The organism is Pseudomonas sp. S3_B08, assembly GCF_054667725.1.
Map to the genome: position 1 here is coordinate 2,740,138 of NZ_CP162750.1, position 14,589 is coordinate 2,754,726.

The 14,589-nt window shown below is 60.2% G+C and carries 13 protein-coding genes; 3 read left to right on the plus strand and 10 right to left on the minus strand.

The window, feature by feature from the left end; genetic code table 11:
• Nucleotides 1–79 precede the first annotated feature (79 nt).
• Both codB and codA read left to right on the plus strand, forming a co-directional pair.
• Nucleotides 80–1,333, plus strand: a complete 1,254-nt coding sequence (gene codB / locus AB4N73_RS12390) for a cytosine permease (RefSeq protein WP_460143515.1) — start codon at nt 80–82, stop codon at nt 1,331–1,333.
• 14 nt (nt 1,334–1,347) lie between these two features.
• Complete coding sequence (codA, locus tag AB4N73_RS12395) at nt 1,348–2,583, plus strand: cytosine deaminase (RefSeq protein ID WP_460068226.1); 1,236 nt, start codon at nt 1,348–1,350, stop codon at nt 2,581–2,583.
• A gap of 129 nt (nt 2,584–2,712) precedes the next feature.
• On the opposite strand, the gene AB4N73_RS12400 is transcribed toward codA, so the two are convergent.
• On the minus strand, nt 2,713–3,693 hold the full coding sequence (locus AB4N73_RS12400; RefSeq protein WP_460143516.1) for a diaminopimelate epimerase: 981 nt from the start codon (nt 3,691–3,693) through the stop codon (nt 2,713–2,715).
• Nucleotides 3,694–3,937: 244 nt separating this feature from the next.
• Here AB4N73_RS12400 and AB4N73_RS12405 point away from each other — a divergent pair, with 244 nt between their 5' ends.
• On the plus strand, nt 3,938–5,089 hold the full coding sequence (locus AB4N73_RS12405; protein WP_150634866.1) for an MFS transporter: 1,152 nt from the start codon (nt 3,938–3,940) through the stop codon (nt 5,087–5,089).
• A gap of 92 nt (nt 5,090–5,181) precedes the next feature.
• On the opposite strand, the gene AB4N73_RS12410 is transcribed toward AB4N73_RS12405, so the two are convergent.
• From AB4N73_RS12410 to AB4N73_RS12450, 9 genes are all read right to left on the minus strand, one after another.
• Nucleotides 5,182–7,608 (minus strand): TonB-dependent siderophore receptor, encoded by a 2,427-nt coding sequence (locus tag AB4N73_RS12410; protein WP_460143517.1) that lies wholly within the window; start codon nt 7,606–7,608, stop codon nt 5,182–5,184.
• Between the two features lie 98 nt (nt 7,609–7,706).
• The gene (locus tag AB4N73_RS12415) at nt 7,707–8,690 is read right to left on the minus strand and encodes a FecR family protein (RefSeq protein WP_460143518.1); all 984 of its coding nucleotides are present in this window, start codon (nt 8,688–8,690) and stop codon (nt 7,707–7,709) included.
• 88 nt (nt 8,691–8,778) lie between these two features.
• Nucleotides 8,779–9,270 carry a sigma-70 family RNA polymerase sigma factor gene (locus tag AB4N73_RS12420; RefSeq protein ID WP_122746864.1) on the minus strand — a complete coding sequence of 164 codons (492 nt, stop codon included), beginning with the start codon at nt 9,268–9,270 and terminating at the stop codon, nt 8,779–8,781.
• An 85-nt stretch (nt 9,271–9,355) separates the two neighbouring features.
• Complete coding sequence (locus AB4N73_RS12425) at nt 9,356–9,961, minus strand: anthranilate synthase component II (protein ID WP_460143519.1); 606 nt, start codon at nt 9,959–9,961, stop codon at nt 9,356–9,358.
• Entirely contained in the window at nt 9,942–11,465 is a 1,524-nt protein-coding gene (locus tag AB4N73_RS12430; RefSeq protein WP_460143520.1) for an anthranilate synthase component I family protein, read from the minus strand. The genes AB4N73_RS12425 and AB4N73_RS12430 overlap by 20 nt, the downstream gene beginning before the upstream one ends.
• Before the next feature lie 156 nt (nt 11,466–11,621).
• Nucleotides 11,622–12,233, minus strand: a complete 612-nt coding sequence (locus AB4N73_RS12435; RefSeq protein ID WP_460143521.1) for a glutathione S-transferase family protein — start codon at nt 12,231–12,233, stop codon at nt 11,622–11,624.
• 91 nt (nt 12,234–12,324) lie between these two features.
• Nucleotides 12,325–13,137 (minus strand): glutamate racemase, encoded by an 813-nt coding sequence (gene murI / locus AB4N73_RS12440; protein ID WP_460143522.1) that lies wholly within the window; start codon nt 13,135–13,137, stop codon nt 12,325–12,327.
• A gap of 31 nt (nt 13,138–13,168) precedes the next feature.
• Nucleotides 13,169–13,771 carry a LysE family translocator gene (locus AB4N73_RS12445; RefSeq protein ID WP_163032909.1) on the minus strand — a complete coding sequence of 201 codons (603 nt, stop codon included), beginning with the start codon at nt 13,769–13,771 and terminating at the stop codon, nt 13,169–13,171.
• 87 nt (nt 13,772–13,858) lie between these two features.
• Nucleotides 13,859–14,572, minus strand: coding sequence for a glutamine amidotransferase-related protein (locus AB4N73_RS12450; protein WP_460143523.1), 714 nt, complete (start codon nt 14,570–14,572; stop codon nt 13,859–13,861).
• Between the last annotated feature and the right edge of the window lie 17 nt (nt 14,573–14,589).

Sequence of the window (14,589 nt, forward strand, 5' to 3'; positions counted from 1 at the left end):
TACACATTCGGTCACTTGCGCCGCTTGGCACGACCGCTGCAACCCTTCTGCGTCTTCCCCTTCCTGCAAGGACTGCCCCATGACGCAGAACGCCCCCGGCAACGATTACCCGCTCAGTGAAGTCCCCATGCACGCGCGCAAAGGCCTGGCCTCGACGGCGATGGTGTTACTGGGCTTCACGTTTTTCACTGCGACCATGTTTGCCGGCGGCAAGCTCGGGGTCGCGTTCGGTTTCGCCGAGATGATGGCGGTGATCATTGTTGGCAATCTGCTGCTGGGCCTTTACGCCGCAGGGCTGGGTTACATCAATTCGGTGCTGATGGGGCGTTTCTGTTTTGGCGAGGTCGGCAGCAAGCTCAGCGATCTGATTCTCGGCTTCACCCAGATTGGTTGGTACGCGTGGGGCACGGCGACGGCGGCGGTGGTGATCGGCAAGTATTTCAATCTCGATGAAACCACCGTGCTGGTCCTGATGGTGCTGTTCGGCCTCGGCTTCTGCGCTACGGCGTACATCGGTTATCGCGGACTGGAGATTCTCTCGTACATCGCGGTGCCGGCGATGATGTTGCTGCTGATGCTGTCGATGTGGGCAGCGACCGTGAAAGTCGGCGGCTTCGAAGGCTTGCTCAGCGTGGTGCCGAGCGGTTCGCTGGACTGGTCGACAGCGATCACCCTGGTGTTCGGCACCTTCGTCAGCGGCGCAACGCAAGCCACCAACTGGACGCGATTTTCGCGCTCGGCAAAAGTCGCGGTGCTGGCCAGCCTGATCGGTTTTTTCATCGGCAACGGGCTGATGGTGCTGATCGGCGCGTACGGCGCGATCGTCTATCAACAGCCGGATGTGGTTGAAGTGCTGCTGTTGCAGGGCTTCGCCATGGCCGCGATGGCCATGCTGTTGCTGAACATCTGGAGCACTCAGGACAACACCATCTACAACTTCGCCGTGGCCGGCTGCAACCTGCTGCGCACCGGGCGGCGCAAGACCGTGACCCTCGGTGGCGCGGTGATCGGCACTCTGCTCGCCCTGCTGGGCATGTACGACATGCTGGTGCCGTATCTCATCCTGCTCGGCACGGTGATTCCGCCGATTGGCGGGGTGATCATGGCTGACTTTTTCTATCGCTGGCGCGGGCACTATCCGCGTCTGGCCGACGCACGGTTGCCAGCGTTCAACTGGCCGGGCCTCGGGGCCTACGGGGTCGGAACCGTCGCTGCGTTCAGCTCGCCCTGGGTCGCGCCGCTGGTAGGCATTGCCGCTGCCGCGCTAACGTATGTCATCGTCACCGGTGTGCTGGGCGCACGTCGCGTCAGCGCACCACTACAAGACCTATAAAAAGGATTTGCCTGATGCACATCATCAACGCCCGCCTGCGCAACCAGGAAGGCCTGCACGAATTGCACCTCGAAGACGGCCTGATCCACAGCATCGCCCGTCAGACCGAAGCGCCGACCCTCGGCGCGGATGACCTCGATGCCGGCGGCAATCTGGTGGTGCCGCCCTTCGTCGAGCCGCACATCCACCTCGACGCCACCCTCACCGCCGGCGAGCCGCGCTGGAACATGAGCGGCACGCTGTTCGAAGGCATTGAATGCTGGGGCGAGCGCAAAGTCACCATCACCGAAGAAGACACCAAGACCCGCGCCAAGAAGACCATTCAGGCCCTGGCCGCCCACGGCATTCAGCACGTGCGCACCCACGTCGACGTCACCGACCCGCAACTCACCGCGCTCAAGGCCATGCTCGAAGTGCGCCAGGAAAGCCGTCACCTGATCGATCTGCAAATCGTCGCGTTCCCGCAGGAAGGCATCGAGTCGTTCCGCAACGGTCGCGAGCTGATGGAAGAAGCGATCCGCATGGGCGCCGACGTGGTCGGCGGCATTCCGCATTTCGAATACACCCGCGATCAGGGCGTCAGCTCGGTGAAGTTCCTCATGGACCTGGCCGAGCGTACCGGCTGCCTGGTCGACGTGCACTGCGACGAGACTGACGATCCGCATTCACGTTTCCTCGAAGTGCTTGCCGAAGAAGCACGCAGCCGCGACATGGGCGCCCGCGTCACCGCCAGCCACACCACGGCGATGGGTTCTTATGACAATGCCTACTGCGCCAAACTGTTCCGCCTGCTCGGCCATTCCGGCATCAGCTTTGTTTCCTGCCCGACCGAAAGCATTCATCTGCAAGGACGTTTCGACAACTTCCCGAAACGCCGGGGCGTGACCCGCGTCAACGAACTGCTCGAAGCCGGCATGAACGTGTGTTTCGGTCAGGATTCGATCGTCGACCCGTGGTATCCGCTGGGTAACGGCAACATCCTGCGCGTGCTTGAAGCGGGTTTGCACATCTGCCACATGCTCGGTTATCGCAACCTGCAAAGCGCGCTGGATCTGGTCACCGACAACAGCGCCAAAGCCATGCACCTGGGCGAGCGTTACGGACTCGAACAGGGCCGCCCGGCGAACCTGCTGATTCTCTCGGCGGACAGCGACTACGAAGTGATCCGCAGCCAAGGCCTGCCGCTGTATTCGATTCGCGGCGGCAAGGTGTTGATGAAGCGGCAGATGCCGGTGGTGGAGTTCAGTTGAGATTGCGCTGGGGCTGATGGCCTCATCGCTGGCAAGCCAGGCTCCCACAGGTTTTGTGTTGAGCACATGATTGGGCCCTCATGCAAAACCCTGTGGGAGCCTGGCTTGCCAGCGATGGCGTCGGCCGAATCAATCCATCAACCGCGCCGTGCCAAACAATCTGACGCGCAGCAATTCCCCTTGCGAAACCTCAAGCAAAACCGGTGCGGTGCCACCCGGCATGACCACCCGCACTTCTCCCGCCTCGACCCAACCCACCCGCCACGCGGCACACGCGACCGCACTGGCGCTGGTGCCGGATGACGCGGTTGGTCCTTCGCCACGTTCGAATACCCGGGCGAGGATTTGCTGCGGCGACGCCAGCGCGGCCCATTGCAGATTGACGCCCGCCGGGCAGGGATTGCCGGCACCGGTGGGCATGGCATAGGCGATTGCTGTAAGCCGTTGGTTCAGGGTGGGTTCACGCATCTGTTCGTTGCTCGGCAAAGCGCTTGCATCGCTGAGCAGCGTTACACAGTGCGGATTGCCGATGCGGACGAATTGGCTGTGGGTCCAAGTGGGATCGAGTTGCGCCAGGGGCTGGACATGGCTGACGTCGCGATTATTGATTTGAACGCTCTCGACTGCCCGCGCCCCGACGGCTTGCGGGCCGAATCCGGGCTGACCGAGGTCGAGCCAGAAACCGCGCACGCCTTCGACTTCGGCTGGTGTCACCGCCGTATCCAGCTCTTCGCCCTTGTCATGATGAACGCGCAACACTGCGCCCTGCTCCGGCATCAAGCCTTGCTCGGTCAATGCCTGAGAAAAAATCGTCAGGCCGTTACCGCTGCGCTCGGCGAGACTGCCGTCGGTGTTGACGATCAGCACATCGAAAGGCGCAGATGCCTGGAACGGGCCGATCAGCAGGCCGTCACTGCGGTGGGGTTTGCCGTTGGCCGGACGCTGGCCTTCCGGCCAATCGCAGCACAGGGCGATGGCGGCTTCGCTCCATTGCTGCCGAGACCCGGCGCACTCGGCGGCGCTGACCGGCAAAGCAATCCCGGCCTCGCGCAAGGCTTGGGGTGAGACCACAGCGTAGATATTGCCGCGTGCGTCGTAGAAGCTCGTCATGCCTTGTTCCCGTATTCCATGCTGGCGAAAATCCGACTGTAAACCGCAAACCAGTGTGGGAGCGAGCCTGCTCGCGAAGGCGGTGCGTCAGTCGACAATTCCTTATTTGACCCACCGCTTTCGCGAGCAGGCTCGCTCCCACAGGGTAGGATGTTCACCGTTATGCCCCGAAAGGCCTGAGATCGAACCTCAACGCCGTCAGAATGTCACTCGGGATGCAGTTGTTTTTTTGCCAAGGATCGATATGACCAGCCTCAACCCCCAAGACACGTTCGTCCCCGGACGTCTGCAACAGATGTCCACCCGCGTCGCTTTTTTCATCGCTGGCCTCGGCATCGCCGCCTGGGCGCCGCTGGTGCCGTATGCCAAGGCGCGAGCCGGGCTGGATGAGGGCACGCTGGGATTACTGCTGCTGTGCCTGGGTGTCGGCTCGATTCTGGCGATGCCGCTGGCGGGGATTCTTGCCACGCGTTTTGGTTGCCGACGTGTAGCCACCGCCGGCACCTTGCTGATCTGCGCGGCACTGCCGTTGCTGGCGACGGTGTCGTCGATCCCGGCGCTGATCGCCACGCTGTTCATGTTCGGTGCCGGCCTCGGCACGGTGGATTCGACGGTGAACCTGCAAGCAGTGATCGTCGAGCGCGCCAGCGGCAAGCACATGATGTCGGGGTTCCACGGCCTGTTCAGCCTCGGCGGCATCGTCGGTGCGGCGGGTGTCAGCGCCCTGCTCGGCCTCGGCCTGACACCGCTGGCGGCGATGCTGGTGGTAGTGGTTTTGCTGATCGGCGCCTTGCTCAAATGCGTGCCGCACATGCTGCCCTATGGCAGCGAAAGCTCCGGCCCGGCGTTCGCGATTCCCCATGGCATCGTGCTGTTTATCGGCGGCATGTGCTTCATCGTTTTCCTTACCGAAGGCGCGGCGCTGGACTGGAGCGCAGTGTTCCTCGCTCAGGAACGGGGGATCGACACGGCTTATGCGGGAATGGGTTACGCAGCGTTTGCCCTGACCATGACCGTCGGCCGTCTGCTTGGTGATCGCATCGTGCGCAAGCTGGGGGCCACGCGGATCATTCTGTTCGGCGGTCTGTTGGCGGCGGCGGGGTTGTTTCTCGCCACCTTCGCGCCGAGCTGGCAAGCGGCGCTGCTCGGTTATGCGCTGGTCGGCGCCGGTTGCTCGAACATCGTGCCGGTGCTGTACACGGCGGTGGGCAAGCAGACGGTGATGCCGGAGAGCATCGCGGTGCCGGCGATTACCACGCTGGGTTATGCAGGGATTCTCGCCGGGCCAGCGGTGATCGGTTTTGTCGCCCATGCCAGCAGCCTGAGTTTTGCCTTTGGACTGATGGCGGTATTGCTGGTGGCTGTGGCGATTGGCGGTAAAGTTCTGAAGGTCTAAAGCAAAAGATCGCAGCCTTCGGCAGCTCCTACAGGGGATCGGCGAACATCCTGTAGGAGCTGCCGAAGGCTGCGATCTTTTGCTCTTGTGTTTTAAAAACCGACGCTGGCCTGCACGAAGAACGTGCGCGGTGCGCCGACATACATCCCCGAGTTGTTATCGCTGGAGCGGGTGAAGTATTGCTTGTCGAAGACGTTCTTCACCCCGGCACCAAGCTTGAGGTTCGACACCTGCGGACCAAAGTCATAACCGCCGCGCACGTTCCAGGTCACGTAACCCGGGATGTCGCCGTACTGCCCGTCCGCCGTGCCTTCGGTGATGTAGTTGCCGTTGAAGCTGCCATCCGCATTCACACCGGTGCCCGGCGAACGCTGTTTCGATTGGGCGAAGCCGTCGATGTTGTACGTCCAGCGATTGATGTCGTAACGCAAACCGACCGTCGCAACCTGCCGCGAATAGAACGGCAGATCGCGGCCCTTGAAGCCGGGGATCTCGCCTTCATAAGTGGCGCGGGTGTAGGTGAGCCCGGCGTTGGCGGTCAGGCCATCGAGGCGCGGATCGAGTGCGGCCATGTCGTAATGCACCGAGGCTTCAATGCCCTGGTGCTTGGTCGCGCCGAGGTTGGTCCAGCCGACGTCGTTGCTGATGTATTGCAGTTCGTCATCGAAATCGATGTAGAACAGCGTCACCTCGCCGCCCCAGACATCATCGTTGTAGCGCGTGCCGATCTCGTAGGTCTTGGCCTTTTCCGGCTCCAGACCGTTGGCGGTGCTGTCACCCGAACCGCCCTGGCCGAGCTGGAAATACTGCAGGCTGCCAAACGAAGTTTCGTAGTTGGCGAACAGCTTCCAGGCATCGGACAGGTGATACATCACACTCAGCGCCGGCAGCGGTTCGTTGCTTTCGATACTGCGATTTTTCTCCGGTACCGGGCGGCCAGCGGTGTCGAGCACGGCGCGGTCATGCCAGTCGGTGCTGATGTGTTCGAAGCGAATGCCCGGGGTGATGGTCCAGTTGCCGACGTCGATCTTGTTGTCGACATACACCGAATTGGCCTCGGTGCCGCCGGTGCGATCCTGGAACACATGGCCGTCGGAGGTCGGCGTGACCACCGGCTGGTTGTTGACCAGCGCCAGACGACTCGATTCTTCGTGCATGGCCTCTTTCAGATAGCGATAACCGACGCTGACTTCCTGAGTGGTCGGGCCGACATCGAACACCCGCGACACGCGCGGCTCGATGCCCAATGTGTAATAGGAACGCGGGTACGAGCTGAGGGTGCGCTGATCGCGCGCGGCGATGGTGCTGCCGCGAAAGCTGTCGGTGTAATAGGTGAGAATTTCTGCCTGGGTGCGCTCGTCGATCTGGCGGATCCACTTGAACGACACGTCTTTGCGCCGGCCTGTGAACTGGTCGTAGTCACGCACCGACTCGTACGGTTTGTCGTCGTACTGACGCTGGGTCAGGCCGCCGGGCATGTCGGCGCTGGCGTCGTAGTAGTGGAAGTTGAGGCTGAAGTCGTCCTGATCGGTCGGCGCCCAGTGCGTCTTGAGCAGCACGTCGTCGATGTCGTTGCCGTTGTTGCGCTCGCGATAGCCGTGGCCGTTGACGCCGGAGTACAGCAGCGCGACGCCCATGCCGTTGTCGGCGGTGCCACCGACGAACGCGGTGTCAATGTGTTTCCAGCCGCCGTACTGCGTCGTTTCCAGGGTGGTACCGATTTCGCCGGTGGTTTTCTCCGGAATCGCGCGGGTCACGAAGTTGATCACGCCGCCGACGTTTTGCGGCCCGTAGCGCACGGAACCGGCGCCGCGCACGACGTCGATGCTGTCGAGATTGCCAGAGGAAATCGGCGCCATCGACAGTTGCGGCTGGCCGTAAGGCGCGAACGCCGCTGGTACGCCATCGATCAAAACAGTCGAGCGTGGCGACAGGCGCGAAGTCAGACCGCGCACGCCGACGTTGAGGGAAATATCACTGCCGCCGGTGCCATTGGAGTCCTGCACCTGCACGCCAGGCACGCGCTTGAGCACGTCGCTGACGTTCATCGCGCCCTGCTCGACCATCGCTTCGCGGCGAATCACCGTGCGTGCGCCGGGGTGGTTCTGCACCACCGCAGCGTCGGCGTCACCGAGCCAGTCGCCGACCACTTTGATGTCGGTCACACCCAGTTCCAGCGGGCCGTTGCTGGCTGCGGAAGTGGCGGCTGGGGCGAGCGTCACCGAGCCTTCATTGATCTGATAATCGAGGCCGCTGCCTTGCAGCAACTGCCGCAGCGCCTGCTCTGGCGAAAGGTCGCCGTCTACCGCTGGAGCTTGTTTGCCGGCCACCAGCTCGGGGCTGAAAAACACCTGCAGCGAGGTTTGCTGGCCCAGTTCGCTCAAGGCCTGGCCCAGCGGTTGCGCGCGGATATGAATGGCTTCAGCGGCAAACGCCAACGGCATCGCGGCACTGACCGCGAGCGCCAAGGCCAGTGGCAACCAAGGGGATTTTTTATTGTGGGTTGTGGTGATGTTCACGTCGTACGGAGTCCTGTGGATCGCAAGAGTGTGCGGCTGTTAATGCAAACCAGTTGCAGTTGAACAGGAAGACGATGAACTGAAAAAAAACCTGAATGCTATCTGGAAATTATTTCCTGACTGCCATCGGCAAGGGTGCGCACCGTCACCGGCAGGATGCTCGGCAAGGCTTTGAGCAAGGCGTCGGTGTCGTCGGATTTGAACACGCTGGTCAGGCGCAGGCTGGCTACGTTCGGCTGGGTTACGGTCAGCGGCTTGTCGCGATAGCGCGATACTTCTGCCGCTACTTCGCTGAGGCTGGCGTTGTTGAACACCAGTTTGCCGTTGCGCCACGCGGTCAGCTGCGCCGGGTTGACCGCGTAGGCCGGCAGGACTTTGCCTTGGGCATCGACCGCCGTGCCGAGGCCTGCGGTGAGGTTGATGAACTCGTTGTCCGGGGCAGCACTTCCCTGCACCTTCACCGTGCCCTGCTCCACCGCCACGCGGGTTTGCGTGGCATCGCGGCGCACATCGAAACGCGTACCGGTGACCGTAACCCTGCCGCTGCCGGCTTCGACAATAAACGGACGCGAGGCGTCGTGTTCAACGCTGAACATCGCCTCGCCCGCGCTCAATTCGATCACCCGTCGATCCTGCTCATAACGCACCTGCAAGCGGCTGCGACTGTTCAGATCGATCAGCGAACCGTCCGGCAACGCCACATGTTTGCGCTCGCCCGGCGCCGTGGCGAATTCAGCGCGGTAAGCGCCCGGATGATTCAGCCCGCTGAACAGGCCAAGCCCCAGCGCAACGGCGAGGACACTCGCGGCCACGGCATAACGCAACAACGGCCGGCGTTGGCGGCGAGGTGGCGGAGTTTCGGCAAGCGCCTGCAGACGCGACGTCGGCAGCAGATCAGCAGCCGCCCACAAGTCCTGGAGCAGGCGGAATTCTGCACGGTGCTGCGGATGCTCGTTCAGCCAGGCCTCGAAGCGCTGCCGTTGCTCGACGCTGACATTCGGTTCCTGCAAACGCACGAACCATGCCGCCGCCTCGTCACGCACCGCCGCTTGCCCACAGGCGCAATCTCTCGTCTCCATCATGGAATATTCTGTCCGGCTGAGGTTGAGACCAGGCACGCCCCCCTGTAGGAGCTGCCGAAGGCTGCGATCTTTTCGACGTCACACGTCATCATGACTGCAAGCCATCCAGCCGCTCACGCAGATGGCGCAGGGTGCGGATCATATACTTTTCGACCATGTTCTTGGACAGCCCCAGGCGTTCGGCGATTTCTGCCTGCGTCAGGCCTTCGATCTTCTGCCAGACAAAGATTTTGCGGCAGTTGAGCGGCAGCTCGGTGAGCGCGCGTTCGATGGAATCGGCCAACTGGATCGCGTGCATGTAATGCTCCGGATCGCCCGCCGACGACGCACTGTCCTCGACCGCCTCCGACTCCATGACGCCCCGCCGGTCCTCACGCCGATAACCGTCAACGGCGATATTGCGTGCGGTCTGGTGCAAATACGCACGCGGCTGCTGCACCGCCGCCGAATCCGCCTCGAGCACCCGCACAAAGGTGTCGTGCGCCAGATCCTCGGCCTGCGCGCGATTGCGCAGGCGACGAGTCCAGGTGCCGATCAACTCTTCGTAATGCTCGAAAAAGCCGGGTCTGCGGGGACGCATGAGGGTTGGCGACGCGCTGAGGAAAGAGGCGCGAATAGTAATGCTTCCTATTAAGGCGAGGCAATCGATTCCTCGAACAGAGCGCTCAGGGCGCGTACCTGGTCAGCCGGGTTCGCTCAACCAGTTGCAGGTAGTTTGCCAACATCGCCAGACCTTGCGGCGTCATCAATGACTCCGGGTGAAACTGCACCCCATAGATCGGCAGGTCTCGGTGCCGAAGCGCCATGATCTCACCCGGCATGCCGTCGTCATCCAGCACGTGCGCAGTAGCCACCAATTCGCCGGGCAAGACACCCGCCACCAGAGAGTGGTACCGCGCGACTTGCAAGCCGTCAGGCAAGCCGTCGAACAGGTCACGACTGTCGTGACTGATACGGGAAACCTTGCCGTGCAGCACCTGCCTCGCCCTGCGCACCTCGCCGCCGAAAGCAGCGGTAACGCATTGATGCCCCAGACAGATGCCCAATATCGGCAAACGGCCTGCGAAATGATGGATGGCCGCAAGGGAAATGCCCGCTTCTGTTGGAGAGCACGGCCCAGGCGAGACAATCAAAGACTCTGGCGCCAGCGCTTCGATGTCAGCCAAGGTCATTTCGTCATTACGACCCACTTCAACCTCAGCCCCGAGCATGCCCAGGTACTGCACGATGTTGTAGGTGAAGGAGTCGTAGTTATCGATCATTAAGTGCATATGGCAATTCCTGGCGTTGGGCGATCGATTGACAGCGGCCGGCGGCGACCCGCAGCAACTGGCTTTTCTCCAGCGTTTCCTGCCACTCACGATCGGCTACCGAATCCTGCACCACGCCGGCGCCGGCCTGAACGTAGAGACGGGCGTCTTGCAGCAGTGCGGTTCGAATGGCGATCGCCAGGTCGGCACGGCCGCTCCAGTCGAGATAGCCGATCGCGCCGCCATACACCCCGCGAGAATGCGGTTCCAGTTCGGCAATGATCTCCAGCGCCCGCACCTTCGAGGCCCCGCTCAGCGTGCCTGCGGGGAAAATGCTTTTGAGCAGGTCCAGCCCGGTCACGTGGTCCGGCACCTGCCCGGTCACGGTTGAGACGATGTGCATGACATGGGAGAAATATTCCACGTTCAGCAACTGCGTCACCTGCACACTGCCGACGCGAGCCAATCGGCCGAGGTCATTGCGCGACAGGTCAACGAGCATCATATGCTCGGCAATTTCCTTCGGATCAGCGAGCAGTTCATCCCTGAGTCGGTGGTCTTCGACTGCCCCACTGCCCCGCCGGCGTGTACCAGCCATTGGCCGGGTGGCCACCGTTTGTTGCTCCTGACGAAACAACATTTCCGGAGAGGCGCCAACCACCTGGCAGTCGCCCAGGTTCAACAAGTAGCGATAAGGCGTGTGGCCCAGATCGGACAGGGATCGGTACAGCGCGACGGCGTCCTCGTCGAAAGGCAGGCTCATGCGTTGGGATAAAACCACCTGCATCACATCGCCCGCAGCGATGTAGTCCTTGATCCTTGCTACGGCCTCAATGAACGCTGACTTCGGGAAGGCCGATTCGACGACCGGCGTTGTCACCTCGACCACATGCCCGCCAGAGGCGCGCGGTACGAGCAACGGGCGCACATTTGCGATCAGTCGGTTGAGCCGATCCTGCCCACACTGGTAATCGCCCAGCGCCTTCGGGGGTTCATGCACGATGCAATAAGCCAGATGCTCGCGGTGATCCAGCACGACGAGATCCATGCTGATCAATTGCAATACATCAGGCAGCTGAAACCCAGAGGGCTTGCGCGGCACTCGACGCAGACGCGACTCGATGAGCCGAGTCGTTTCGAAACCGAAATAGCCAAAGAACCCACCGCTGAAACATGGCAGGCCCGGGCATTGCGGTATACGAAAGCCCTTCTGCAACTTGCCCAGTTCTGCCAACGGATCAATACAGTCAATCGTCACCGAAATCTGTCCGTCACGGTACAGGCGCAAGACACCCTCATCGAGTTCGACGCGCTGACTGCAAGGCAGGCCAATCACCGAGTACGCCGGCGCGAACACACCCTCGTGCCAGTGGCCGGTTTCGAACAGATAATCTTGCCCGCAGTTGGCTAGAGCCTGATACAGCGCAACGGCTTCCACCTCTGGCGGCAATGACAGGGTTTGCCAAAGCGGCACATGGGTATACCCCGCCTCGCCATAGGCAAAAAAATCTTCTAGGCTCAACATCCTTGTGTCTCCGGTTGATCACGCAGTAACAGATCGGCCAACAGCGTCATAGCCCTGCGATCAGATTTGCCATTGCGATTGAGAGGGATCTTGTAGGGTGCGGTGATGCGAATCGGACGGTTGCGGCCTGCCCCGATACCGGGGCAGGCACAGCGCTTATTTCAGCGGCGTAGCAACAAACTCGGGCAGTTGCTCCACCCGGTCAGCGTAAGCGGCAAGCGCTGTGTAGTTCTGTACCTCGACCAAGTGGGAGACCCTGAACTGGGTGAAGCGCCAGGCGGCGGCCACGGTTACATCGGCCTGAGACAACTGCGCCGTTGCAAGCCAAGGATTGGCGCTGGCTGCAGCCTTTTCCAGAAGCGCCAACGCGGCATGCAATTGCTCGGTGACGCGCGTTTGCCAAGGCTCATAGTGAAAAGCGACCGGTTTGTTGTATTCATACTCTAGCTGGACCGCTTTTTCGCATACCGCGAGGCCGAGCCCGATGAGCGACAGCACCTTTTGATGCTCCGCCGAATCCTTCGGCATCAAACTGCGGTCCGGTGCGACCTGCGCCTCCAGATAATCAAGGATCATCGATGAGTCCATGATCATTTCGCCGTTTTCGCAAATCAGCGTCGGCGCCTTGACCACCGAATTGATGGTTCGAAATTCATCCGTATCGCGAAACACCGAGATCTGCCGATGTTCATGTTCCAGCCCCATCAGCCGCATAGAAACGGCCACGCGCCGAACATAGGGTGATCCCATCATGCCAACCAGTTTCATCGCTTTCTCCTGAAATATTGACTATCCGTTTCATCGCCCCTTCCACTCCGTGTGACACTGGTGAACAAAGGGCGAAACTTGTGGTAATCGGCTATGCATCAATTGGTGCAAACGCCACCCTCGCCCCGTAGAACAACGAGGCTCGTTGTGAAACCGTTGCACTATCGCCTGTCGTCAAGAACCTGTTGCCGCCTGCTCTTGCACTTGAGAGATGAGGATTACTTTTCAGGTACTCCACCAGACTTTCAGCGGCGGCGTCGGACTGGGAAATCAGTCGCATGGAATCCGGCAGCTCGCGGCGCCAGAGGTGTTCAATAATCGGATAATGCGTACAGCCCAGTATGCAAACATCTGGCACCTGTGGAGCAGCACTCAGGAGCGCATTGACATGTTTACGAATCTCAGTGCGCAGCATGTCCTCAGGCACACCTTGTTCAATGAGCAACGCCAGGCCCTGACAGGCTTGTTGGTACACCTTTATATCGGCACGCCGATTATTGATTTGCGACGCAAAGATATTTGACTGAACCGTGTGCTGAGTCGCGAAGACCGCGACGCTTTGCACTGGATAATCACAAGCAGAGTTCGCGATCCTGTCGGCGACAGGTGCAACAACGCCGATCACCCTGCGACCGGGATGAACCTCAGCAAGCCACGTCTGCTGCAATCTTTGCAGACTGGTGGCAACCGCCGTGTTACAGGCGATGACAACTAATGAGCAGCCATACTTGAAAAGGCGAGTAATGGCGGCCTGGGTAAGATCATGGATATCGTCGACTGCATCATTGCCATAAGGTGCGTTTCCATGATCGCCCAAATAGACGAACTGCTCATCGGGCAGGGCCGACTCAAACGCGCGCATTACCGTTAAACCACCGCTGCCGAAATCAAATACGCCAATCAATCCGAATCCCTCCTTGAATACCCGTAAGCTTTCAGATAGTTGTCGCAATGGCCGCAGCGACGCCGATATATAAAACCCCTGTTACGACACTCATTTGGCGTTTTGTGCGAAGAATCTTCGCCGCATGCCCCGCCATGAGCATATACAGTGCATATACTGTGGTAGAGATGAATATTGCCGTCGACACCAATGCAATGCACTGCGGAATATACGGCAAGGCGTTATCGATGAACGTTGGAAACAAGATGATGTTGGTCAATATCCCCTTGGGATTTGTAAACGAAACGATCATCGCTCCGGTAAACATTTGCAGAGGGGTTCGCTTGCGCGAAGTGGCAACTGCAACCTGGGTATGCGAACGCAGCGCTTTAAAAGCGAGATAGAGCAGGTAAACAACGCCCACCCATTTCAGCCAGAACAAAATACCGGGGTTATCTCTTACCAATATCCCTAGACCGGACAAAACAATAACGGCGTGCCCGCCACTGGCCAGGCCGAAACCAATGGCAGCTGGAAACGATTCCTTGAAACCGTGATCCAGGGCTTGTGCCATGGAAAAGGCAACATTCGGCCCGGGAAGTATCGCGGCCGATAGAAATACTACGCAAAACAATATCCAAAGTTGAAAATCCATACCGCGCAATCCCCGCATAAGTCGCGAATTCAAGACAATATTTATTGAAGTTATTCAGTCAGGTTTTGATACTCGGACTTTCAGTTCTCAAGCAGGCGATCCGATCCATTTGGGAAGAAACGCTTTGATCCAGGTCGCCACCGCGCAATCATATTGATGCCAACCGGCAGTATGTTCGGCTGCAGGCCGGGTACCCGGCGCTTTGAGTCGTTCGCCACCGAGCATTGCCCAACGGTCGATCGTCTCGTAAGTCACTTCCGGGTGAAACTGCAGAGCGTAGGCGTTAGTTGCATATCGATAGGCTTGAACCGGAAAGGTCGAACCTTCGGCTAGCTGCGTAGCGCCTGGCGGCAGATCGAAGCCTTCGCTGTGCCATTGATAGACATGGTCTGGAAAAGGAGCGCAGGCGTCAGCCGTTATCTCGTGAGCAGCAGCCAGCGGTGTTATCGGGTAATAACCGGCCTCGGTTATCCCACCATCCAGTCGGTAGACGCGCGATCCCAAGTGCCGAGTCAGCATTTGCCCGCCCAGACAAAGACCCAGCAAAGGCTTGCCTTCCTTCAACGGCTTGGCCAACCAGTCGATCTCGTCGCGAATATAAGCGTCGTTATCATTAGCGCTCATCGGGCCGCCGTAAACGGCCACGCCCGCGTGCTCTGCCATGCACTGCGGAAGCGGATCACCGAATCGTGGTCGGCGGACATCCAGCTCAAATCCCATTTGATTCAGGAGGACGCCTACGCGGCCGGGCGTCGAGTGTCCCTGATGCAAAATAATCAAGACCTTGCGTGTTTGAGCCATTGCACAACTCCATGCGT